Source organism: Streptomyces changanensis, from assembly GCF_024600715.1.
Taxonomy (GTDB): Bacteria; Actinomycetota; Actinomycetes; order Streptomycetales; family Streptomycetaceae; genus Streptomyces; species Streptomyces changanensis.
On the sequence record NZ_CP102332.1, the window covers coordinates 3205623 to 3227168 of the forward strand.

Genomic DNA, 21546 nt, shown 5'->3' on the forward strand with positions numbered 1-21546 from the left:
TGCTCGCAGCCAAGGAACACCGGCCGCGAAACCTGGTCCTGTGGAGCAGTTTGGAGTGCTCGCCACCCTGTCAAGGTGGAGGCCGCGGGTTCAAATCCCGTCAGGACCGCAGTGATACGAGGGCCCGCACCATACGGTGCGGGCCCTCGTTCGCATGCCCGGGCCCGGCCTGAAGCGCGCCTCCCGCACCGCGGGGCGTGGCGGCGCGGTACGGCCCCCCGCGGCGCCCCTCCCCACCGCAACGGGCCCCGCACGTCCCCGCCCGCTCCCCGGCTCACGCCCCCGGCGCCCCGCCGGCGGGGCGCTCCCTGCGCCGCCCCGTCGCGCTCCCGGACATCTGATCCCCCTCAGCCCGTACGGGGCCGTCCGTGCCGCTCAGGGGCCCGTACGGGGCGCCGGTGCGTGCCGACCGTCTTGACGGCGGATGACGGGACCGGTACCCAGACAGAAGGGCATCGGCGCCCTGTCCCGGAGGTGACGCGCATGGCGACTGCGACGGCCCGGCACGAGACCCGCGCGCTCCTGCGCGCCCACCTGGCGGCCGCCTCCGGCTACCGCCACCTCACCCGGCGCTGCGCCGTGTGCCACCGCCTCGCCCAGCTCGCCGCGCTCACCGAGCAGCCCCCGCTCCGGGAGGCCCGGTCCGAGTCCGCCTGACGGCCCGTCCGATCGACTCGCGTGAGAGGTGCGCGTGGGACGTGCGTGGGTGCGCGGGGGCCTGCGTGGGGGCGTGCGCACCCCACGAGACCGTGTGAGGCGGCCCGTCCGGCGGGCGGGGCGGCCCCGGCGGGGGCTCCGCGGACCGCCCCGAGGGGGCGTCAGGAATGTGACGCGAGTCACGGAACCCGTTCGGGAAACCGCTTCACTTATCCCATGCCTACACCAGCCCGATTTAATACGTGCAATTGCACCGTCGGGACGACGGGAGGCGGGCACAAAAAAAGATCGCGCCGGACCCGGCGGAGTCCAGCGCGATCGGTGACCTTCGGCCCGTTGGGGCGGGCGTCCGTCAGTGGTGCAAGGGGTGGGCGGTCCGGGTTGGGGGACCCGGAAGAGCCCGGTTCACAGGGGTGTCTCAGGCCTCGCTACGCTGCTGCGGAATACCCGCGAGCAGCGCACGGACCTCTGCCTCGCGGTACCGGCGGTGTCCACCCAGCGTGCGGATGGACGTGAGCTTGCCGGCCTTCGCCCAGCGGGTCACCGTCTTCGGGTCCACGCGGAACATCGTGGCTACCTCAGCGGGGGTCAGCAGCGGCTCAGCATCAGGGGTGCGAGCGGTCATGAGCGGCCTCCTCGGGAGAACCGACGTTCTCGGTTCTTTCCTCTAAATTCTGCACCTTGACCCGCGTTGCCCGAAATGGCAGACGCGGGCCGAGTCGGTTATAGGACGAACGGCTTGTCCTCGGCACTACAACTACACCATCTGTCCAGCCACGTTCGGCCAAACCGATGGAATTGCCCTCTCAGGTGTCCATCAGCGGCGGAAGCCGATGGACCATGCCATAGCGGACAGTCACGTCACAGTGACGATCAGTCACAGAGCGATCAGGAGCCACCAGACCCCCCATAGCGTGCAATGCTGAGCCTTCCGCCCAAAGTTGGACGGAAGGAGCCCTCCCCGGACTCCTTGTCCTATTTTGGCACGAGGTCGGGCGATGGACGCAAGAGCCACTGTTAGTGCGATTCATCACCCTTGAGGCAAAGACCCGGATCGGGACCATCGACCTTCAGGGCACGCACGTCACACAAGACTCAGGTGCAACAGCCTCCGGCGCAATAGCCCCACTTGGGAATCTTCCGGTTCAGTTCGCGAAGCGCAGGTCCCGGACCGTCCGCCACCGCGTCGTCAGCCGCTCGTACGCCGTCCCCGCGCCCGTCCCGTCGCCGTCCCGCAGCGCCGCGATGGCGGCCGTCACGTCCGCGACCGACCGGTCCTCCGCCAGCCGCTCCGCCGGCAGGGCGTGGACGAGGCCCCCGTAGTCGAGCTCGACCAGCGAGCGCGGGTGGAACTCCTCCAGCCACCGCCCGACGTCCACCAGCCCCTCGGTCAGGGGCCCTTCGTCGACCGCCTCGCGCAGGGCCCGCAGCCCCCGCGCCACCCGCCGGCGCGCCTCGACCATCGGCGTGCGGTACCGCAGCAGCGGCGGCTTGCCCGCCCCCTCCCCCGGCACGTACTCGCGCTCCTCGTCCGCGAAGAGGACGAACCAGCGCACCGGCACCTGCCACACCGCGCCCCGGATCCACGGCCGGGCGTCCGGGTTCCGCTCCCGCCACCGCTCGAAGTCCGCCGCAGCCTGACCCCGCACCACCGCGGGCAGCGCCGCGTCCAGCACGGACGGCGGCAGCAGCTCGGACAGCTCCTCCAGCGCCAGCCAGCCGCGCAGCCGGGTCCGCCACGGGCAGACGCACACCACGCCGTCGCGCTCCACCACGAAGGCGTCGCCGCTCTCGTGCACCGGCACCGGCACCGGCGGCGTCGGCAGCAGATCGGCGAGGGAGCGGCGCAGCTCGTCCTGGGCCGTCGGGGTCCCGCCCCGCAGGGCGACCGGCGCGTAGCGGGCCCAGTGGCCCCGCTCGGGCTCCGGGAAGGCGTCCAGGGGCTCGTACACCCGCAGGTACGAGGCGTACGGGACGAGGACCGAGGAGACAGCCGCCATGCCGGGAATCCTTCCACGCCGGCACCGTCCCGTACTCCGGGAGGGGGTGATCCTGCGCACTGCATCGGTCCTACGCGCAGGTAGGACTTACCCTCATCCCGAACAGGTCCTCCCCACCCCCGGAGGGCCTCATTCCGCCGCTTCGTACTTGGGAGTCACCACCGTGACCGATGTGACCGACGGCGTCCTGCACACCCTGTTCCACTCGGAGCAGGGGGGCCACGAGCAAGTCGTGCTGTGCCAGGACCGCGCCTCGGGCCTGAAGGCCGTCATCGCCCTCCACTCGACCGCCCTGGGCCCGGCCCTGGGCGGCACCCGCTTCTACCCGTACGCCACGGAGGCGGAGGCCGTCCTCGACGCGCTGAACCTCAGCCGCGGCATGTCGTACAAGAACGCTCTGGCCGGCCTGGAACACGGCGGCGGCAAGGCCGTCATCATCGGCGACCCGGAGCAGATCAAGACCGAGGAACTGCTGCTGGCCTACGGCCGGATGGTGGCCTCCCTCGGCGGCCGGTACGTCACCGCGTGCGACGTCGGCACGTACGTCGCCGACATGGACGTCATCGCCCGCGAGTGCCGGTGGACGACCGGCCGCTCCCCCGAGAACGGCGGCGCCGGCGACTCCTCGGTCCTCACCGCCTTCGGCGTCTTCCAGGGCATGCGCGCCTCCGCCCAGCACCTGTGGGGCGACCCCACCCTGCGCGGCCGCACGGTCGGCGTCGCGGGCGTCGGCAAGGTCGGTCACTACCTGGTCGAGCACCTCGTGAAGGACGGCGCCGAGGTCGTCGTCACGGACGTGCGCGAGGAGTCGGTGCGCCGGATCACCGACGCGTACCCGCAGGTCAGAGTGGCCGTCGACACCGACGCGCTGATCCGCACCGAGGGCCTGGACATCTACGCGCCGTGCGCGCTCGGCGGCGCGCTGAACGACGGCACCGTGCCCGCCCTGACCGCGAAGGTGGTGTGCGGCGCGGCCAACAACCAGCTCGCGCACCCGGGCGTCGAGAAGGACCTCGCCGAACGCGGGATCCTCTACGCGCCCGACTACGTGGTCAACGCCGGTGGCGTCATCCAGGTCGCCGACGAGCTGAACGGCTTCGACTTCGACCGGTGCAAGGCGAAGGCGACGAAGATCTTCGACACGACGCTGGCGATATTCGCACGTGCGAAGGAAGACGGCATCCCGCCGGCCGCCGCCGCCGACCGGATCGCCGAGCAGCGGATGGCGGAGGCCCGCCGCCGCTGACCCCGCCGCGGAGTCGTCCGGCCACGCTGCGTACGCCCGCCGGGAAGGCGCCCTTGACAGGGCGGCCCGGCGGGCGGCACCTTGCGTGCCCTCGGGAACCTCCCGGACGCGCTCCGGGTTGGTGTGTTCGTACAGCGGTGTGCGGCCGTCGGAGAGAGATGGCTCACGCCGGTCGGCGGGTCGACCTCGGGAAGAGGTTAAAATCGCAGCTGACCAGCGAGGACGGGGCGCCTCGCCGGTCCGGCTCCGGGGCGCGTCATGCGGGCGGCGTACCGTATGGCCGCGGAAGCAGGTACCGTTGAAGCCCACGGGCCGGTCTCTCCACGGGGAGTCCGTTCCGCATCATGAACGCGTGTCAAGACTCTGGGGCCGTCGAGCCCCGTCACCGAGGGGGTCGAGCCATGGGGCGCGGCCGGGCCAAGGCCAAGCAGACGAAGGTCGCCCGCCAGCTGAAGTACAACAGCGGTGGGACTGACCTCGCACGGCTGGCCAGCGAGCTGGGCGCATCGACTTCGAGTCAGCCTCCGAACGGAGAGCCGTTCGAGGACGACGACGAGGAAGACGACCCGTACGCCCGCTACGCGGAGCTGTACAACGACGACGATGACGGGGACGACGAGTCCGGTCCGTCATCGCAGCGTCGCGGCGCTTGACGCCCGCACACTCTCCACCCGGTCCGGGGCCCGCCCCGGACCGGGTTTCTGTGCTGCTCAGCTCGCGTAGTCACCCGTGAGGGCGGCGCCGGTCGAGTGGTCGCCACGCTCGGTGATCTCGCCGGCGACCCAGGCGTCGAGATTCCGGTCGGCGAGGGTCGTCAGGGCCACGTCGACGGAGTCGGCGGGGACGACGGCCATCATGCCGACCCCCATGTTCAGGGTCTTCTCCAGCTCCAGCCGCTCCACCTGACCGGCCGTGCCGACCAGGTCGAAGATCGCGCCGGGGGCCCAGGTCGACCGGTCGACCGTCGCGTGCAGGTGGTCGGGAACGACCCGCGCCAGGTTCGCGGCGAGGCCGCCGCCGGTGATGTGGCTGAAGGCGTGGACGTCGGTGGTGCGGGTGAGCGCCAGGCAGTCCAGCGAGTAGATCTTCGTCGGCTCCAGCAACTCCTCGCCGAGGGTCCGGCCGAGCTCGTCGACCTGCTGCTCCAGGGCCATGCCGGCCCGGTCGAAGAGCACGTGGCGGACGAGCGAGTACCCGTTGGAGTGAAGGCCCGACGACGCCATGGCGATGACGACGTCACCCGTACGGATGCGATCGGCGCCGAGCAGGCGGTCCGCCTCGACGACACCGGTGCCGGCGCCGGCGACGTCGAAGTCGTCGGGGCCGAGGAGACCGGGGTGCTCGGCGGTCTCGCCGCCCACGAGGGCGCACCCGGCGAGGACGCAGCCCTCGGCGATGCCCTTGACGATGCCGGCGACCCGCTCGGGGTGGACCTTGCCGACGCAGATGTAGTCCGTCATGAAGAGCGGTTCCGCGCCGCAGACCACGATGTCGTCCATGACCATCGCGACGAGGTCGTGGCCGATCGTGTCGTACACGCCCATGCGGCGGGCGATGTCGACCTTCGTGCCGACGCCGTCGGTGGCGGAGGCGAGGAGGGGGCGCTCGTAGCGCTTGAGGGCGGAGGCGTCGAAGAGGCCGGCGAACCCGCCGAGGCCGCCGAGGACCTCCGGGCGCTGCGTCTTGCGCACCCACTCCTTCATCAGCTCGACGGCGCGGTCGCCCGCCTCGATGTCGACGCCCGCGGCGGCATAGCTGGCGCCGCCGCCCGTGGCACTGGTGGCCTGAGACATGGCTACAGAACTTTCGTGTCGTACAGCGGGGGTGTGGGGGGTGCCTACGGGCGGCGGAGGGCGTCGGCGGCGGCCGTGGCGGCCGGGCCCGCGGCGAGCTCCGTCTCCAGCAGCTGCTTGCCGAGCAGCTCGGGGTCGGGCAGCTCCATCGGGTACTCGCCGTCGAAGCAGGCGCGGCAGAGGTTCGGCTTGGCGATCGTGGTCGCCTCGATCATGCCGTCGAGCGAGATGTACGCGAGCGAGTCGGCGCCGAGGGACTTGCCGATCTCGTCGACCGTCATGCCGTTGGCGATCAGCTCGGCGCGGGTGGCGAAGTCGATGCCGAAGAAGCACGGCCACTTCACCGGCGGGGACGAGATCCGGATGTGGACCTCGGCGGCGCCCGCCTCGCGGAGCATCCGGACCAGCGCGCGCTGGGTGTTGCCGCGGACGATCGAGTCGTCGACGACGACCAGGCGCTTGCCCCTGATGACTTCCTTCAGGGGGTTCAGCTTGAGGCGGATGCCCAGCTGGCGGATGGTCTGGGACGGCTGGATGAAGGTCCGGCCGACGTACGCGTTCTTGACCAGGCCGGCGCCGAAGGGGATGCCGCTCGCCTCGGCGTAGCCGATCGCCGCGGGCGTGCCGGACTCCGGCGTCGCTATGACGAGGTCCGCCTCGGCCGGGGCCTCGGCGGCGAGCTTCCGCCCCATCTCCACACGGGAGAGGTAGACGTTCCGGCCGGCGATGTCCGTGTCGGGACGGGCCAGGTACACGTACTCGAAGACACAGCCCTTGGGCTTCGCTTCCGCGAATCGGGAAGTGCGGATGCCGTTCTCGTCGATCGCGATCATCTCGCCCGGCTCGACCTCGCGGACGTAGCTGGCGCCGCAGATGTCAAGGGCGGCGGACTCGGAGGCGACGACCCAGCCGCGCTCCAGCCGGCCGAGGACCAGCGGACGGATGCCCTGCGGGTCGCGGGCGGCGTAGAGGGTGTGCTCGTCCATGAAGACGAGGGAGAAGGCGCCCTGGACCTTGGGGAGGACCGCGGCGGCGGCCTCCTCGACGGTCAGCGGCTTGCCGTCGGCGTCGACCTGGCCCGCGAGGAGCGCGGTGACGAGGTCGGTGTCGTTGGTGGCCGCCACCTGGGTGGCGCGGCCGTCCTTCTTGGGCAGGTCGGCGACGAGCCCGGCGAGCTCGGCCGTGTTGACCAGGTTGCCGTTGTGCCCGAGGGCGATGGAGCCGTTCGCCGTGGCCCGGAAGGTGGGCTGGGCGTTCTCCCAGACGGAGGCCCCGGTGGTCGAGTAGCGGGCGTGTCCGACCGCGATGTGACCCTGGAGCGAGCTGAGGGAAGTCTCGTCGAAGACCTGGGAAACCAGGCCCATGTCCTTGAAGACGAGGATCTGGGAGCCGTTGCTTACCGCGATTCCCGCGGATTCCTGACCCCGATGCTGGAGGGCGTAGAGCCCGAAGTACGTGAGCTTTGCGACCTCTTCACCCGGAGCCCAGACACCGAAGACGCCGCAAGCGTCCTGGGGGCCTTTTTCGCCGGGAAGCAGATCGTGATTGAGTCGACCGTCACCACGTGGCACACCACCGAGTGTAGGCGAGATCGACCACTGGTCCGAATGGGGCCGTCCCGCCCCCGCGGGGCGCGGGCGGGACGGGGCCCCTGACCAGGCGGCCTTTCGCCGCTCCCGGGAGCCCCGCCGCCCCGCCCGCGGTGTGACGGACCTCGCACCCCTACCGGGCCGCGGCCCGGGCGGCGAATCCGGAGCCGTCCTGCGCGGTGACCGAGAGTGCCCGGTGCTGGATCCGGAACGTCACGGTCCCGCTGCTCAGCGTCCCGTACAGGTGCTGCTCCAGCTCCATCTGCGGCTTGGTGCACATCTTGCGGGTGACGGCGAGGGGGCCGAACGTCAGCTTCCCGGAGCCGGTCTTCACGGTGGCGGTGAAGTTGTTGCAGCCGAGGTTGCCGCGCGCGGTGCCGTCGTCGGCGACCGTCAGGTGCGCCCGGCCCTCGGTGCCGGCGGGCAGCGACGTGGCGGTCTTCCCCTCCAGGAGCGAGTCGACGTGCCAGGTGGTGCCGGCGAGGGGCGCGGCGGGCTGCTCGGTGAGGGCGATGGTGTCGCCGTCCGGGGTGGTGAGGGTGAGGCGGTCGTCGTCGAGTCGGGCCTCCAGCCGGCCGGTGAACGCCTTGAGGAAGGCGTTCTCGAAGCCCTGTACGGGCCCGTCGCAGGCCATCTGGGTGCGGGTGCTCTTGCCGACGGTGACGGTGTCGCCGTCGACGGTCGCCGCGGCGGTGAAGCGGTTGCACCCGGCGTTGCCCGCCGAGCGGCCGCCCGGCTGGAATTCGACGTACGCCGTGGGGGCCGGGGAGGCCGTCCTGCGGCCGTCCACGGTGAGGGAGTCGACCGTCCAGTGCACACCGGTGACGGGGATGTCGGGGCGCTCGCCGGGGCCCTCGGTGGTGGCGCAGCCGGCGAGCGCGACGGCGGCGGCCAGGGCGGGGAGGAGAGTCTTCGTGGTCCGCATGCGGATGGGACGGGCCGGGACGCGCGTCGGTTCCGCCCCCTGCGCCCCCGGCGTCTTCCGGTGGCCCGGACGTCCCAGGGACCCCGCAGGGCCTCGCACGACGCCTCAGACCCGACGACCGGCTGCCCGGGGCCGTGTACGGGCCGTCCGGGGTCGACGAGGCGCCTGGGATCGGCCCATGGAGCGCCCCCGGGCCACGACGGGGCGCCGGGAGGGGCCGGGTGGACGCCTCGGAGGGGGCCCGTGGGCCTGGGCCGACGCCGGCGGGTCAGCCGAGGACGGGGAGCCAGGCGGCCAGGTCCGCGCGGTCACCGCTGGCGCGCAGGTGCGCCGCGTCGACCGCCTCCGCCCACGAGGTGCGGCCCGTGGCGAGCCGGGTCCAGGTGAGCGGGTCGGTCTCGACGACGTTCGGCGGTGTGCCGCGGGTGTGCCGGGGGCCCTCCACGCACTGCACGACGGCGTGGGGCGGTACCCGCAGCTCCACGGAGCCGCCCGGCGCCTTGAGGGCGAGGGCGTCGGCGAGGACGCGGGTGCAGGTGGCGAGGGCCTGCCGGTCGTACGGGACGGCCAGTCCGGTCGCGGCGTTGAGGTCGTCGGTGTGCACGGTCAGCTCGACCGTGCGGGTCACGAGGAAGTCGGCCAGCGGCATGGCGCCGAAGCGCGTCACGATCAGCCGGTCGCCGGGCGCGTCCGCCAGCGCGGCGGCGAACTCCTCGGCGGTGCGGGCGTACAGCTCCGGCAGCCCGTCGGGTCCGACGGCCGCCTCGGCCAGTTCGCGGGTGTCCTGGTCCACCGCGCCGGCGTACCGCCGGGTGGCGGCGGGCCAGTCGAGGAGGACCACGTCCCGCACGGACGGCTCGGGGGCCGCCACGCCGCGGATGACGGACCGGAGCACCATGGCGATGTGCGCGGCCAGTTCGCGTACGGTCCACTCGCCCAGCCGCGTCGGCAGGGCGAGTTGCTCCGGGGTGAGCCGTGCGACGCCCTCGTGGACGTGCGCGAACTGCGCCGTGACCGCGGCGCGGGTCTTCCCGGGGTCGTAACTGCGGGGGCGCTTCCTCGGCTGTGGCATGCCCCGAGGCTACCGGCGCACCGCGCGGGTGTCGGGGCGGCCCGGCGCCCGGTGTCCGACGGCCCGGCCCGATGCCCCGACGGCCTGGCGCCCCGCCGCGCGCGGATGCGGCGGGGCGGACGGGGCAGCGGGCCGCGGGGTGGGGCGGGTCTCAGGCCAGCAGGCCCGGGATGGTCGCCTCGTGGGCCGTGCGGAGCTCGTCCAGCGGGATGTCGAACTGGCCCTGGACGTCGATCGCGTCGCCGTCCACGACACCGATGCGGGTCGCGGGCAGGCCGCGCGCGCCGCACATGTCGGTGAAGCGGAGCTCCTCGCTGCGCGGGACGGCGACGACCGCGCGGCCCGCCGACTCGCTGAAGAGGAACGTGAACGCGTCGAGCCCGTCCGGGACGACGAGCCGGGCGCCCTTCCCGCCGCGCAGGCAGGACTCGACGACGGCCTGGACGAGTCCGCCGTCGGACAGGTCGTGCGCCGCGTCGACCATGCCGTCGCGCGAGGCGGAGATGAGGATCTCGCCCAGCAGCTTCTCGCGGTCGAGGTCCACCTTCGGCGGCAGACCGCCGAGGTGCCCGTGGACGACCTCGGACCAGGCCGAGCCGCCGAACTCCTCACGCGTGTCGCCCAGCAGGTACAGGAGGTGGCCCTCCTGCGCGAAGGCGATGGGCGTGCGGCGGGTCACGTCGTCGATCACGCCGAGGACGGCGACGACCGGCGTCGGGTGGATGGCGGTGTCACCGGTCTGGTTGTACAGCGAGACGTTGCCGCCGGTCACCGGCGTGCCGAGCTGGAGGCAGCCGTCCGCGAGGCCGCGGGTGGCCTCGGCGAACTGCCACATGACGGCCGGGTCCTCGGGCGAACCGAAGTTCAGGCAGTCGGAGATGGCGAGCGGCCGGGCGCCGGAGGCGGCGACGTTGCGGTACGACTCCGCCAGCGCGAGCTGCGCGCCCGCGTACGGGTCGAGCTTGGCGTACCGGCCGTTGCCGTCGGTGGAGATGGCCACGCCGAGGTTGGTCTCCGCGTCGATGCGGATCATGCCGGAGTCCTCGGGCTGGGCGAGGACGGTGTTGCCCTGCACGAACCGGTCGTACTGGTCGGTGATCCACGCCTTGGAGGCCTGGTTCGGGTGGGCGACCAGCTTCAGGACCTGCTCGCGCAGCTCCTCCGCCGTGGCGGGCCGGGGCAGCGCGTTCGCGTCGTCGGCCTGGAGGGCGTCCTGCCACGCGGGGCGCTCGTACGGGCGGTGGTACGTCGGGCCCTCGTGGGCGACCGTGCCCGGGGGTACGTCCACGATCTGCTCGCCGTGCCAGAAGATCTCCAGGCGCTCGCCGTCGGTCACCTCACCGATGACGGTGGCGATGACGTCCCACTTCTCGCAGATCTCCAGGAAGCGGTCGACGTGCTGCGGCTCGACGATCGCGCACATGCGCTCCTGCGACTCGCTCATGAGGATCTCCTCGGGCGAGAGCGACGCGTCGCGCAGCGGCACGGTGTCCAGCTCGACCCGCATGCCGCCGGTCCCGGCGGAGGCGAGCTCGCTCGTGGCGCAGGACAGGCCGGCGCCGCCGAGGTCCTGGATGCCCGCGACGAGCTTCTCCCGGAAGATCTCCAGGGTGCACTCGATGAGGAGCTTCTCCTGGAAGGGGTCGCCGACCTGGACGGCGGGCCGCTTGGTGGGCTTCGTGTCGTCGAAGGTCTCGGACGCGAGGACCGAGACGCCGCCGATGCCGTCGCCGCCGGTGCGGGCGCCGTAGAGGATGACCTTGTTGCCGGGGCCCGACGCCTTGGCGAGGTGGATGTCCTCGTGCTTCATCACGCCGATGCAGCCGGCGTTGACCAGGGGGTTGCCCTGGTAGCAGGAGTCGAAGACGACCTCGCCGCCGATGTTGGGCAGGCCCAGGCAGTTGCCGTAGCCGCCGATGCCGGCGACGACGCCCGGCAGGACGCGCTTGGTGTCGGGGTGGTCGGCGGCGCCGAAGCGCAGCGGGTCGACCACCGCGACGGGGCGGGCGCCCATGGCGAGGATGTCGCGGACGATGCCGCCGACGCCGGTGGCGGCGCCCTGGTAGGGCTCGATGTACGAGGGGTGGTTGTGCGACTCGACCTTGAAGGTCACCGCGTACCCCTGGCCGACGTCGACGACGCCGGCGTTCTCGCCGATGCCGACGAGCATGGCGTCGGACTGCGGCTTCTTCTCGCTGAACTGCTTCAGGTGGACCTTGCTGCTCTTGTACGAGCAGTGCTCGGACCACATGACGGAGTACATCGCCAGCTCGGCGCCGGTCGGGCGGCGGCCGAGGATCTCGCGGATGCGCTCGTACTCGTCCTTCTTCAGGCCGAGTTCGGCCCACGGCTGCTCGACGTCCGGGGTCTCGGTGGCGTGCTTGACGGTGTCGAGGCTCATCAGGCGTTGACCAGCTTCTTGAGGATCGAGGTGAAGAATCCGAGGCCGTCCGTGCGGCCCGTGCCGACGAGGGGCTCGACGGCGTGCTCGGGGTGCGGCATGAGGCCGACGACGTTGCCCGCGGCGTTGGTGATGCCGGCGATGTCGCGCAGCGAGCCGTTGGGGTTCACGTCGAGGTACCGGAAGGCGACCCGGCCCTCGGCCTCCAGCTCGTCGAGCGTGCGCTCGTCGGCGACGTACCGGCCGTCCATGTTCTTCAGCGGGACCGAGATCTCCTGGCCCTGCTCGTAGTCGGCGGTCCAGGCGGTGCCGGCGTTCTCCACGCGCAGCTTCTGGTCGCGGCAGACGAAGTGCAGGTGGTTGTTGCGCAGCATCGCGCCGGGCAGCAGGTGCGCCTCGGTGAGGATCTGGAAGCCGTTGCAGATGCCGAGCACGGGCATGCCCGCGCGGGCCTGCTCGATGACCGTCTCCATGACCGGCGAGAACCGGGAGATCGCTCCGGCGCGGAGGTAGTCGCCGTAGCTGAAGCCGCCCGCGAGGACCACCGCGTCGACCTGGTGGAGGTCCTTGTCGCGGTGCCAGAGCGGAACCGGCTCGGCACCGGCGAGGCGGGCCGCGCGCAGGGCGTCCTGGTCGTCGAGCGTCCCGGGGAAGGTGACGACTCCGATGCGAGAGGTCACGCCTCCTCCACCTTGACGACGAAGTCCTCGATGACGGTGTTGGCAAGGAATGTTTCGGCCATCTCGTGGATGCGGGCGAGGGCGGCCTCGTCGATCGGGCCCTCCACATCCAGCTCGAAGCGCTTCCCCTGGCGGACGTCCGCGATCCCCTCGAAACCGAGGCGGGGCAGTGCACGCTGCACCGCCTGTCCCTGCGGGTCGAGGATCTCCGGCTTGAGCATGACGTCGACTACGACGCGTGCCACTGGCACTCCCGGTGGTGTGTTGCGTGGGCGGTTCCCTCAGCGTACCTGCCTACAAATTCTACGCGAGTAGATTTCCAGAGGATCCCACAAACGACCTGGGGTGATCTTGAAGGAAGACACGCGCGCACCCGGGACGCCCGCTCCCCTCCCCCGGCATGCGGACACGGAAGGCGGGCAGCGGCACGTCCGCGGGATGCCCGGGGAAAATCCCGGAAAAGAATCCGGGCCGCGCAATGCCGCGCGGACACGCGGGGAGAATTGCCGGGTCTTCCCAGTGCGGCACCCGGCGCTGTACAAAGGAAATAACACCCATGTGAATCAGGTATCGCCGCACGTCAAACGTGTCACAGAACACACATCGACGGCGGCTTACCACGGGAAGGGACCGATATCCGTGGCGCAGCGCGTAGTGGTCACGCTCACCGACGACATCGAGGGCGGGGAAGCGGCGGAAACGGTCAGGTTCGGCCTCGACGGTAAGTCGTACGAGATCGACCTCAATGAAGCCAATGCAGAGAAACTGCGCAAGGCCCTCGCCCCGTACCTCGACGCCGGCCGGAAGAAGTCCGGCGGCGGTGTCGAGAAGGCCCGCAAGCCGTTCCGGCACACCGCCGTGGACCCCGACCCGGCGGCCGTCCGCGCCTGGGCGCAGTCCAACAAGCTGGACGTCCCGGCCCGCGGCCGCATCCCGAAGCGGGTGTACGAAGCCTTCGAAGAGGCGCACTGAGACGTAGGGCGCCGGCCTGAGCCGGCGGCGGGAGGCGGGCGGGGGCGGCGACGGGTGTCGCCGCCCCCGCCGCACGTCGACGCCCGTGCGGGGCGGCCTGTGCGGGGCCGGCCTGCGCGGGGCGGCCTGTGCGGGCCCGTCCGAGCGGGGCCGTCTGTGCAGGGCCGGGTCCGTGCGGGGCCCAGCGGGGCGGTGCGCTCGGGCGCGCGGCGTTCGGCGGGAGCCGGCGGTGGCGGGGGGCGGCGGCCCCGCTGGGGGCGCTCGGCGGTGCGGGGCCCGGGGCAGGAGCGGCGCCCGCGCGAGGGGGGCGCTCGTACCGATGGCGCTCCGACAGGGCGGCAGTCGTACGGCGGTCGGCAGGTCAGGGCCCGTCGGGAGGCCGGCGGGGGCCGGGGGGACGCACGGTCGCAGGGGCCGCGGGACCGGTGCCGAAGCACCGAGTTGCGCGACACCCCCCTTGATCGGCTAAAGTCTGGAGCACGCCGAGGGGCGAGGCCGAAAAGGCCGAGACCTCACGGAGCGTGCGGGTGTAGTTCAGTAGTAGAACATCCCCCTTCCAGGGGGAAGGCGCAGTGTGCGATTCCTGTCACCCGCTCCACATCACGTACCGACCACTCCGGTGGATCAGGTACAGTGGTGTTCGCACCGCCCGGTGAAAGCCGGTCGGGAGCAATGCGGACGTGGCTCAGTTGGTAGAGCATCACCTTGCCAAGGTGAGGGTCGCGAGTTCGAATCTCGTCGTCCGCTCAGGAATGAAGACCCCGGTCAATCGACCGGGGTCTTCGCCGTTCCCGAGCCGACATCCGGCGCCCCTCCCCTCCTCCCCGGCCCGATGACATTTGTCATCGCGGGGAGCTGACAGCGCCCACTGCCGACCGCGCCGGTCCGCGCCGAGCCTGGAACCATGACCAGCGACGACCACTCCGGCCCCGACCACGGGCCCGCCCCAGCGCCACGCCCCGGGACCGCGTCCCGCCCCGGGACCGGACGCCGGCCCGACGACGGGCCCGCCATCGAGGCCGAGGGGCTCCGGCGCCGGTACGCCGGGGGTTTCGAGGCGGTGACCGGCATCACCTTCGCCGTGGAGCGCGGGGAGATCTTCGCGCTCCTCGGTACCAACGGCGCCGGGAAGACCTCCACCGTCGAGATCCTCGAAGGGCTCGCCGCCCCCGACGGCGGCAGCGTCCGGGTGCTGGGCCACGACCCGTACCGGCAGCGCGCCGCCGTCCGGCCCCGCATCGGCGTGATGCTCCAGGAAGGCGGCTTCCCGTCCGACCTGACCGTCAGCGAGACGGTCCGCATGTGGGCCGGGTGCACCAGCGGCGCCCGGCCGACCGGCGAGGCGCTCGACATGGTCGGCCTCACCGGCCGCGCCCGCGTCCGCGTCAAGCAGCTCTCCGGCGGCGAACGGCGACGGCTCGACCTGGCGCTCGCCCTGCTGGGCCGGCCCGACGTGCTGTTCCTCGACGAGCCCACCACCGGACTCGACGCCGAGGGCCGCCGTGACACCTGGGACCTCGTGCGCCAGCTCCGCGAGACCGGCACGACCGTGCTCCTCACCACGCACTACCTGGAGGAGGCCGAGGCCCTCGCCGACCGGCTGGCGATCATGCACGCCGGCCGCGTCGTCACCTCCGGCACTCCCGCGGAGGTGACCGCCTCCCGGCCGGCCCGGATCCGCTTCGGCCTCCCCGCCGGCATCCCGGCCGCCCGGCTGCCGCTCTCCCTGCGCGCCGCGCAGCAGGGCGCGCGACGGGTCGAGATCCGTACCCACGACCTCCAGCGGGCCCTGACCGAACTGCTCGGCTGGGCCCGCGACCAGGGCGTGACGCTCGACGGGCTCGACGCCCGGTCCGCCTCCCTGGAGGAGGCGTTCCTGGAGATCGCGCGGTCCTCCGGGGACCGCGCCGACACGGTGGAGGTGTGACATGGCGGCGACCACCGCCCACGAGCGGCCCGGAACCACGGCCGCCGGCCGGCTCGGCGCGCTCGCGCGGGCCGAACTGACCCTCCTCGTACGCAACCGCACCTCCCTCTTCGTCACCCTCCTCATGCCGCTGCTGATGGTCGGCTCGATCGGGACGAGCGTCGACCGGATCGGCGCGGAGAAGAGCGGACTGACCCTGCTGGAAGCGGTGATGACCGGCGGCGTCGGGATGGTCCTCGTCATCGTCGTCTACCTCAACCTCGTCCCCGCGTACGTCGCGCGCCGCGAGGAGCTCGTCCTCAAGCGGCTGCGCACCGGCGAGGCGACCGACCCGGAGATCCTCGCCGGGACAGCGCTGCCCTCGGTGGCGCTCACCCTCGCCCAGTGCCTGATCATGGTGGGGGCGGCGGTGGCGTTCCTCGACGTGCGGGCACCCCGGCGGCCGGAGCTGCTCGTCGCGGGCGTCCTCGTCGGCATCGTGCTGCTCGCCGCGCTCGCCGCGGTCACCGCGGGACTGACCAGGACCGTGGAGAGCGCGCAGCTGACGACGATGCCGCTGTTCCTGGTGTCGGCGTTCGGCTCGGGTCTGTTCGTCCCGCTGGAGGTGTTCCCGGAGCGGGTGCAGGACGTGTGCGCGCTGCTGCCGGTGACCGGCGTGGTGCAGCTCGTACGGGCCGGGTGGCTCGGCGGGGGCGACCCGGGGGAGCTCGTACGGGCGGCGGTGACCGCCCTGGCCTGGACGGCCGTGTCGGTGTTTGCTGTGCGGCGGTGGTTCCGGTGGGAGCCCCGCCACTGAGCGGGACGGGGGAGACGGGGCGCATGCCTGGACTGACCGGCTGGTGGAGCCGCAGGAGCAATCCGGAGAAGGTCGAGCTGTACACGCGGTGGACGTACCACGGGCTCGCCGGGGTGTCGGTGCTCATCTCGGGGCTGCCGGCGCTGGCCCTCGCCGTGCAGGCCGGGCCCATCGGCGGCTGGCTGTTCCTGCTGGTCGTCGTGCACACGGTGCTCGTCGCGGTCCTCGCCTCGTGGGCGCTCAGCTGGCAGCTCGGCCGGCGCGACCGCCCGCACCGGCTCATGGCCGCCGTCGCGGCGCTCACCGTGCTCGGCTGCGTCACCGTGCTCGCCCAGCGCCGGGTGGCTCCGCTGCTCGACCTCCAGATCACGATGTACATCGCCGCCGGGCTGGTCAGCTGGGGCGTCGGCGCCCTCGCCCTGTGCTCCCTGCGGGCCCGCCACCTGCTCGCCTTGACGGTCGTCGCGATCGGCGGTGTCGCGGGGCTCGCCCTGGCCATGGGGCTGCCCGCCACCGCGGTCGTCGGCGTCACCCTCTCGTCCGCGTTCGGGACGGTGGTCTTCGCCGTCACCAGCGGCTTCTCCGGCTGGCTGCTGAGGGCCGTGTGGGAACTGGACGCCGCCCACCGGCTCCAGGCGCGGCTGGCCGTCACGGAGGAACGGCTCCGGTTCGCCCGCGACCTCCACGACGTCATGGGGCGCAACCTCTCGGTGATCGCCCTCAAGAGCGAGCTCGCCGTCCAGCTCGCCCGGCGCGGCGCCACCGACCGGGCCGTCACGGAGATGGCCGAGGTGCAGCGCATCGCCCAGGACTCCCAGCGGGAGGTGCGCGACGTCGTGCGCGGCTACCGCGGGGCGGACCTCCACACCGAACTGGAGGGCGCCCGCGGCGTCCTGGCCGCCGCCGGCATCGTCTGCCGCGTCGACGCGCGGGACGCCGAGGCGGTCGTGCCCGCGCCCGTGCAGTCGGCGCTCGCCTGGGTGGTCCGCGAGGCCACCACGAACGTCCTGCGGCACGGCGACGCCCGGCTCTGCGAGGTGACGGTGACGGTACCGGCGGGGAGCGACCGCGCGGTCCTGGTCATCGAGAACGACGGCGCCGCCGCCACGGCGGTACCGGCCGTACCCGGGGCAGTGGGGGGTGCCGGAGCGGCGGACGGGCCCGGGGCGGCGGGGGACTGGCCCGGGACGCTGGTCGGTCCCGGGCTGTGGGGCGTTGCCGGAGCGGGAGGTGGGGCCGGAGGGCCGGGCGGTGGCGGGGCGCCGGGCTGTAGCGGGCCGTCGGGCGTTCCCGGGGCGGGTGGCGGGACCGGGGTGCCGGGCGGTAGCGGGGCGGGCGCCGGTGGCGGTACCGGGGCGGGCAGGACCCGCGCGCCGGAGGCGCCCGGGTCGGGACTGGCCGGGTTGCGGGAGCGGCTGGCCGCCCTGGACGGCGTGCTGGAGGCCGGGCCGGTCGACGGCGGCAACCGGTTCCGCGTCACGGCCCGCGTCCCGCTCGGCGCCGCCACGGGCGCTGCGGCGGCCGCGGTGATCGCCGGAACGGGGGTGGCCGGGATCACCGGAGCGTGGACGGCCGCGGGGACGACCGCAGGGCCGCTGACGAGGGCGACGGCGTCCGGCGCGGCCGACGTGACCGGCGCGACCGGCACGACCGGCGCGACGGCGGCGACCGACATGGCCCGGGTGCCCGGCGCGGCCCCGGTGGCCGACGGGGTTCCCCCCGGGCGGCGGGACGACGTGGAAGGGGTCCGCTGATGACCGTACGAGTGCTGCTCGCCGACGACGAGCACCTGATCCGGGGCGCGCTCGCCGCCCTCCTCGGGCTGGAGGACGACCTGGAGGTCGTCGCCGAGGCCGCGTCCGGCCCGGAGGCGCTCGCCATGGCCCGCGCCCACCGGCCCGACGTGGCGGTGCTGGACCTCCAGATGCCGGGCGCCGACGGTGTGAGGGTCGCCACAGCGCTCCAGGCCGAACTGCCCGGCTGCCAAACCATGATCGTGACCGGGCACGGCCGCCCCGGCCACCTCAAGCGGGCCCTCACGGCCGGGGTGCGGGGGTTCGTCCCGAAGACGGTCAGCGCCCAGCGGCTCGCCGAGATCATCCGTACCGTGCATGCCGGGAACCGTTACGTGGACCCTGAGTTGGCCGCCGATGCCATCTCCGCGGGCGACTCCCCGCTGACCGCGCGCGAGGCCGAGGTGCTGGAACTCGCCGCCGACGGGGCGCCCGTCGCGGAGATCGCCCGCCGGGCCCACCTCTCCCCCGGGACCGTCCGCAACTACCTCTCCTCCGCCGTCTCGAAGCTCGGCGCCGAGAACCGTCATGCCGCGGTGCGTCTCGCGCGCGAGCGAGGTTGGGTATAGTGGGTCCCGCGCTACGGCGCATGCGGACGTGGCTCAGTTGGTAGAGCATCACCTTGCCAAGGTGAGGGTCGCGAGTTCGAATCTCGTCGTCCGCTCAGTGTGAAGGCCCCGGTCATCGGACCGGGGCCTTCGGCGTTCCCGCCCCGTTCCCCTTCCGGTTTCCGGTCCCGTCCGGTCCCGTCCCGTTCCCGGAGCGGATCGACCGACCGGACGGGCGCGCACCCACCCCGTGGGTGCGCCCGCGCCCGTCCCTGTGTGCCGCGCCCGGCCTTCGTGCGCCCGGAACCCGTCAGGTGCGGTCCGCCGGCTACCAGGCCGTGCCCGTCAGCAGCTCGTACGCCTCGACGTACTTGGCGCGCGTCGCCTCCACCACCTCACGTGGGAGCGGCGGCGGCGGCTGCTCGCTGTGGCGGTCCCAGCCGGAGGCCGGGGACGTGAGCCAGTCCCGCACGAACTGCTTGTCGTACGAGGACTGCGCGCGGCCCGGCTCCCACTCGGCGGCCGGCCAGAAGCGCGACGAGTCCGGCGTCAGGACCTCGTCGGCCAGCACGAGGCCGCCCGCCTCGTCGTGGCCGAACTCGAACTTGGTGTCCGCGAGGATGATCCCCCGGTCCCGCGCGACGTCCCGGGCCCTGCTGTACACGGCCAGGGTCGACTGCCGCAGCTGCGCGGCGGTCTCGGCGCCGACCTGGCGGGCGACCTCCTCGTAGGAGACGTTCTCGTCGTGCTCCCCGACGGCGGCCTTCGTGGCCGGCGTGAAGATCGGCGCGGGCAGCTCCGAGCCGTCGACGAGGCCCTCCGGCAGGGCGAGGCCGCAGACCGTGCGGTTCGCCTCGTACTCGACCAGGCCGGAGCCGGTGAGGTAGCCGCGGGCCACGCACTCCACGGGGATCATCCGCAGCGAGCGGCAGACCAGCGTGCGCCCCTCCCACTCCGCGGGGGCGCCCTCGGGCAGCTCCGTGGAGATCACGTGGTTGGGGATCAGGTCGGCGAGCCGGTCGAACCACCACAGGGAGAGCTGGGTGAGGACGCGCCCCTTGTCCGGGATCTCCGTGGGCAGGACCCAGTCGTACGCGGACATGCGGTCGCTGGCGACCATCACGAGGTCGCCCGCCTCGTTCCGGTACAGCTCGCGCACCTTCCCGGTGTGCAGATGCACCAGGCCCGGCACCTGAAGCGGCTCGGGCTTTTCTACGAATCCGGACACGGTTCCTCCCCGTGGTTCTGACCGATCGGTTCCGATTCTCCCGCACGCGGCGGGACGGGCCGTGGCCAGGGGTGCAGGGACGTTCTAGTCCCGTTTGCAGATGCGGTCCAGCAGGTTCGCCGTGGCGCGCTGGACCCGGAGGTCGACATGACCCGGCCGGTCCAGAGCCGGCGACCAGGCGAACGTCCCCGACGCGAAGACGAGGGCGCCGGACGGGGCGCGGTAGAGGGACGTCTCCTGGTGGCGGACGGCGCCGTCCGCGTCCCGGTACGGGGAGTGGGCGAGCAGGATGCGCCGCTGGTGGGCGGGGAGGGCGGTACGCGGGAAGTACCGGTCCGCCTCGCCCGCGACGAGGCCGGGCAGTGCGTCGCCCTCGCCGGCGCCGGTGGAGTCCCACAGCCAGTGCTCGGCGTTCCGCACCACCAGCGGGGCCGGCTCCGGGACGCGGCCCGCGTACTGGATGCCGAGCAGTTGCTGCTCCGGGCGGTCCGCCTCCCGCCACAGCGCCGACCTGCCCGGGCCCTGGCGTTTTCGGCAGGTGAGCAGGCGGTCCGGCACACCGGGCGGGGACGCGGAGAGCTCGACCTGCCAGTACAGGGAGTTGGCCGACAGGAAGACCAGGGAGGTGCCGGCGTCACGGGCGGCCTCCACGGCCCGGCGCAGCGGCACCGACCAGTACTCGTCGTGGCCGGGGAAGACCAGGCCCCGGTAACGGGTCGGGTCGACGCGGCCGGCGTGCAGGTCGGTGGCGTTGGCGTAGGCGAGGTCGTAGCCGTACCGCTCGGCCCAGCGGATGACGTCGTAGGCGTGGCCGACGTGCAGCGGCAGGCCCTGCCCGGCGTACGGGCGGTCGAAGGAGACCGTGACCGCGGCGTCCGCCTCGCCGAGCAGGCGCCCGTCGGCGTCCCACGCGTGGTAGAGGCTCGCGCCCGTACGGCCGTCCTCCGGATAGAGGTTGTACGCCTGCCACGTGAGGTCCGGGAGGACCAGGAGCAGGTCCGCCGGGTGGGCGTCGCGGACCGTGAACGGGATGTGGGAGCGGTAGCCATCCACCGTGGTGAGCACCGCGACGTACGCGCCGGTCGACCAGTACGCCGGGACCTGCAACCGCCACGAGAGCCACCAGTGATGGCAGGAGACCGTGCGGTCCGCGGTGAGCGGCGGCGGCTGGACGATGCCGGAGAGGCGCGGACTGGTGGTGATCTTGGTGGCGCCGTCACCGCCGTAGTGCCCGATGCGGTACACGTCCACCGAGAACTGCTGGGGCGGGTTGACCGTGACGTGGAAGTCGACCGCCTCGCCCGGGGCGACCGCGCCCGTCGAGGCGAAGCCCTTGATCTGGAGGTGGACGTCGTCCGCGGCGCGCGGGCCGCCGCCCCGGGACGCGGCCGGACGCGGGCTCGGGGGGTACGGGCGCGGGTGCGGGGGCGAGGGCTGATCGGCGTACCAGGTGGTGACGCGGCCGTCCTCGTCGACGAACTGCTCGGTCCCGCGCAGCCAGGGAAGCCGCCCCTGACCGAACGGATCGGTGGCCGCGTGGGCGAGCGCCCCCGACTCCCACCTCCGTACGTGCTCCGCCCCCATGCCGCGCCCCTCCCTCAGCTCCCCCGGTTCCGATGACCCGACGCGTTCAGCGCCGGTCCCCAGCACATCACATAACGCACGCACTCCGTCACCGGTCGTCGCGAATTGACGTGAACGGAACCGCGCCCCCCGGGGGAGGGGCCACCCGGCGCACCCGGCACGCCCGTCCGCGCCGGGTGGGTCGGCGGCGGGTGGGCCGGCGGCGACGCGGCGGCGGGCGGGTCGGTGGCCGGTGGGGCTGCGGCGACGCGGCGGCGGATGGGTCGGTGGCCGGTGGGGCTGCGGCGGCCCGGCGGCGGATGGGTCGGTGGCCGGTGGGGCTGCGGCGGGTGGGG

The 21546-nt window shown here is 73.1% G+C and carries 19 protein-coding genes and 4 tRNA genes; 12 read left to right on the top strand and 11 right to left on the bottom strand.

Annotation, left to right across the window (positions count from 1 at the left end; all coding sequences use genetic code 11):
* Nucleotides 1–34 precede the first annotated feature (34 nt).
* Together NRO40_RS14125 and NRO40_RS14130 are read left to right on the top strand one after the other, a co-directional pair.
* Nucleotides 35–109: transfer RNA gene (locus NRO40_RS14125), tRNA-Asp, on the top strand.
* Between the two features lie 374 nt (nucleotides 110–483).
* Entirely contained in the window at nucleotides 484–657 is a 174-nt protein-coding gene (locus NRO40_RS14130; RefSeq protein WP_157901884.1) for a DUF6274 family protein, read from the top strand.
* A gap of 418 nt (nucleotides 658–1075) precedes the next feature.
* On the opposite strand, the gene bldC is transcribed toward NRO40_RS14130, so the two are convergent.
* Both bldC and NRO40_RS14140 read right to left on the bottom strand, forming a co-directional pair.
* The gene (gene bldC, locus NRO40_RS14135; RefSeq protein WP_003949541.1) at nucleotides 1076–1282 is read right to left on the bottom strand and encodes a developmental transcriptional regulator BldC; all 207 of its coding nucleotides are present in this window, start codon (nucleotides 1280–1282) and stop codon (nucleotides 1076–1078) included.
* Between the two features lie 520 nt (nucleotides 1283–1802).
* Nucleotides 1803–2657: a hypothetical protein gene (locus tag NRO40_RS14140; protein WP_058942882.1), complete on the bottom strand. Its 855-nt coding sequence runs from the start codon at nucleotides 2655–2657 to the stop codon at nucleotides 1803–1805.
* 163 nt (nucleotides 2658–2820) lie between these two features.
* Between NRO40_RS14140 and NRO40_RS14145 the strand changes: the two genes are divergently transcribed.
* Together NRO40_RS14145 and NRO40_RS14150 are read left to right on the top strand one after the other, a co-directional pair.
* Nucleotides 2821–3903: a Leu/Phe/Val dehydrogenase gene (locus tag NRO40_RS14145; RefSeq protein ID WP_058942883.1), complete on the top strand. Its 1083-nt coding sequence runs from the start codon at nucleotides 2821–2823 to the stop codon at nucleotides 3901–3903.
* A gap of 401 nt (nucleotides 3904–4304) precedes the next feature.
* A complete protein-coding gene (locus tag NRO40_RS14150; protein WP_058942884.1) occupies nucleotides 4305–4556 on the top strand; it encodes a DUF3073 domain-containing protein in 252 nt (83 codons plus the stop codon).
* 57 nt (nucleotides 4557–4613) lie between these two features.
* On the opposite strand, the gene purM is transcribed toward NRO40_RS14150, so the two are convergent.
* The 7 genes from purM to purS form a co-directional block, all read right to left on the bottom strand.
* A complete protein-coding gene (gene purM / locus NRO40_RS14155) occupies nucleotides 4614–5696 on the bottom strand; it encodes a phosphoribosylformylglycinamidine cyclo-ligase (RefSeq protein WP_058942885.1) in 1083 nt (360 codons plus the stop codon).
* A 44-nt stretch (nucleotides 5697–5740) separates the two neighbouring features.
* Nucleotides 5741–7267: an amidophosphoribosyltransferase gene (purF, locus tag NRO40_RS14160; protein ID WP_058942886.1), complete on the bottom strand. Its 1527-nt coding sequence runs from the start codon at nucleotides 7265–7267 to the stop codon at nucleotides 5741–5743.
* Nucleotides 7268–7418: 151 nt separating this feature from the next.
* Nucleotides 7419–8210 (bottom strand): META domain-containing protein, encoded by a 792-nt coding sequence (locus NRO40_RS14165; protein WP_058942887.1) that lies wholly within the window; start codon nucleotides 8208–8210, stop codon nucleotides 7419–7421.
* A 268-nt stretch (nucleotides 8211–8478) separates the two neighbouring features.
* Entirely contained in the window at nucleotides 8479–9282 is an 804-nt protein-coding gene (locus tag NRO40_RS14170) for a maleylpyruvate isomerase family mycothiol-dependent enzyme (RefSeq protein WP_058942888.1), read from the bottom strand.
* A 151-nt stretch (nucleotides 9283–9433) separates the two neighbouring features.
* Nucleotides 9434–11683: a phosphoribosylformylglycinamidine synthase subunit PurL gene (purL, locus tag NRO40_RS14175; RefSeq protein WP_058942889.1), complete on the bottom strand. Its 2250-nt coding sequence runs from the start codon at nucleotides 11681–11683 to the stop codon at nucleotides 9434–9436.
* Nucleotides 11683–12363 carry a phosphoribosylformylglycinamidine synthase subunit PurQ gene (gene purQ, locus NRO40_RS14180; RefSeq protein ID WP_058942890.1) on the bottom strand — a complete coding sequence of 227 codons (681 nt, stop codon included), beginning with the start codon at nucleotides 12361–12363 and terminating at the stop codon, nucleotides 11683–11685. Before purQ ends, purL begins: the two co-directional genes overlap by 1 nt.
* Nucleotides 12360–12608, bottom strand: a complete 249-nt coding sequence (purS, locus tag NRO40_RS14185; RefSeq protein ID WP_058942891.1) for a phosphoribosylformylglycinamidine synthase subunit PurS — start codon at nucleotides 12606–12608, stop codon at nucleotides 12360–12362. The genes purQ and purS overlap by 4 nt, the downstream gene beginning before the upstream one ends.
* Nucleotides 12609–13002: 394 nt before the next feature.
* On the opposite strand from purS, the gene NRO40_RS14190 reads away from it, so the two are divergent.
* The 8 genes from NRO40_RS14190 to NRO40_RS14225 all read left to right on the top strand — a co-directional run bounded on the left by NRO40_RS14190 (nucleotide 13003) and on the right by NRO40_RS14225 (nucleotide 18515).
* A complete protein-coding gene (locus NRO40_RS14190; protein ID WP_079047166.1) occupies nucleotides 13003–13335 on the top strand; it encodes a histone-like nucleoid-structuring protein Lsr2 in 333 nt (110 codons plus the stop codon).
* Between the two features lie 523 nt (nucleotides 13336–13858).
* Nucleotides 13859–13933: transfer RNA gene (locus NRO40_RS14195), tRNA-Gly, on the top strand.
* Between the two features lie 76 nt (nucleotides 13934–14009).
* Nucleotides 14010–14082: transfer RNA gene (locus NRO40_RS14200), tRNA-Gly, on the top strand.
* A gap of 157 nt (nucleotides 14083–14239) precedes the next feature.
* Nucleotides 14240–15262: an ABC transporter ATP-binding protein gene (locus NRO40_RS14205; protein WP_079047167.1), complete on the top strand. Its 1023-nt coding sequence runs from the start codon at nucleotides 14240–14242 to the stop codon at nucleotides 15260–15262.
* A gap of 1 nt (nucleotide 15263) precedes the next feature.
* Complete coding sequence (locus NRO40_RS14210; protein WP_058942893.1) at nucleotides 15264–16058, top strand: ABC transporter permease; 795 nt, start codon at nucleotides 15264–15266, stop codon at nucleotides 16056–16058.
* A gap of 23 nt (nucleotides 16059–16081) precedes the next feature.
* Nucleotides 16082–17812 (top strand): histidine kinase, encoded by a 1731-nt coding sequence (locus tag NRO40_RS14215; protein WP_058942894.1) that lies wholly within the window; start codon nucleotides 16082–16084, stop codon nucleotides 17810–17812.
* Nucleotides 17812–18420, top strand: a complete 609-nt coding sequence (locus tag NRO40_RS14220) for a response regulator transcription factor (protein ID WP_058942895.1) — start codon at nucleotides 17812–17814, stop codon at nucleotides 18418–18420. The genes NRO40_RS14215 and NRO40_RS14220 overlap by 1 nt, the downstream gene beginning before the upstream one ends.
* 22 nt (nucleotides 18421–18442) lie before the next feature.
* Nucleotides 18443–18515: transfer RNA gene (locus tag NRO40_RS14225), tRNA-Gly, on the top strand.
* Nucleotides 18516–18727: 212 nt separating this feature from the next.
* Here the strand turns inward: NRO40_RS14225 and NRO40_RS14230 are convergent.
* Both NRO40_RS14230 and NRO40_RS14235 read right to left on the bottom strand, forming a co-directional pair.
* A complete protein-coding gene (locus NRO40_RS14230) occupies nucleotides 18728–19627 on the bottom strand; it encodes a phosphoribosylaminoimidazolesuccinocarboxamide synthase (RefSeq protein ID WP_058942896.1) in 900 nt (299 codons plus the stop codon).
* Between the two features lie 84 nt (nucleotides 19628–19711).
* On the bottom strand, nucleotides 19712–21211 hold the full coding sequence (locus tag NRO40_RS14235) for a N,N-dimethylformamidase beta subunit family domain-containing protein (RefSeq protein ID WP_058942897.1): 1500 nt from the start codon (nucleotides 21209–21211) through the stop codon (nucleotides 19712–19714).
* Nucleotides 21212–21546 lie beyond the last annotated feature (335 nt).

Excerpts from the sequence above, each read along its gene's own strand:
- NRO40_RS14130 (WP_157901884.1), top strand. The coding sequence starts at position 484 with ATGGCGACTGCGACGGCCCGGCACGAGACCCGCGCGCTCCTGCGCGCC.
- bldC (WP_003949541.1), bottom strand. The coding sequence starts at position 1,282 with ATGACCGCTCGCACCCCTGATGCTGAGCCGCTGCTGACCCCCGCTGAG.
- NRO40_RS14140 (WP_058942882.1), bottom strand. The coding sequence starts at position 2,657 with ATGGCGGCTGTCTCCTCGGTCCTCGTCCCGTACGCCTCGTACCTGCGG.
- NRO40_RS14150 (WP_058942884.1), top strand. The coding sequence starts at position 4,305 with ATGGGGCGCGGCCGGGCCAAGGCCAAGCAGACGAAGGTCGCCCGCCAG.
- purM (WP_058942885.1), bottom strand. The coding sequence starts at position 5,696 with ATGTCTCAGGCCACCAGTGCCACGGGCGGCGGCGCCAGCTATGCCGCC.
- NRO40_RS14165 (WP_058942887.1), bottom strand. The coding sequence starts at position 8,210 with ATGCGGACCACGAAGACTCTCCTCCCCGCCCTGGCCGCCGCCGTCGCG.
- NRO40_RS14170 (WP_058942888.1), bottom strand. The coding sequence starts at position 9,282 with ATGCCACAGCCGAGGAAGCGCCCCCGCAGTTACGACCCCGGGAAGACC.
- purL (WP_058942889.1), bottom strand. The coding sequence starts at position 11,683 with ATGAGCCTCGACACCGTCAAGCACGCCACCGAGACCCCGGACGTCGAG.
- NRO40_RS14205 (WP_079047167.1), top strand. The coding sequence starts at position 14,240 with ATGACCAGCGACGACCACTCCGGCCCCGACCACGGGCCCGCCCCAGCG.
- NRO40_RS14210 (WP_058942893.1), top strand. The coding sequence starts at position 15,264 with ATGGCGGCGACCACCGCCCACGAGCGGCCCGGAACCACGGCCGCCGGC.
- NRO40_RS14215 (WP_058942894.1), top strand. The coding sequence starts at position 16,082 with ATGCCTGGACTGACCGGCTGGTGGAGCCGCAGGAGCAATCCGGAGAAG.
- NRO40_RS14220 (WP_058942895.1), top strand. The coding sequence starts at position 17,812 with ATGACCGTACGAGTGCTGCTCGCCGACGACGAGCACCTGATCCGGGGC.
- NRO40_RS14235 (WP_058942897.1), bottom strand. The coding sequence starts at position 21,211 with ATGGGGGCGGAGCACGTACGGAGGTGGGAGTCGGGGGCGCTCGCCCAC.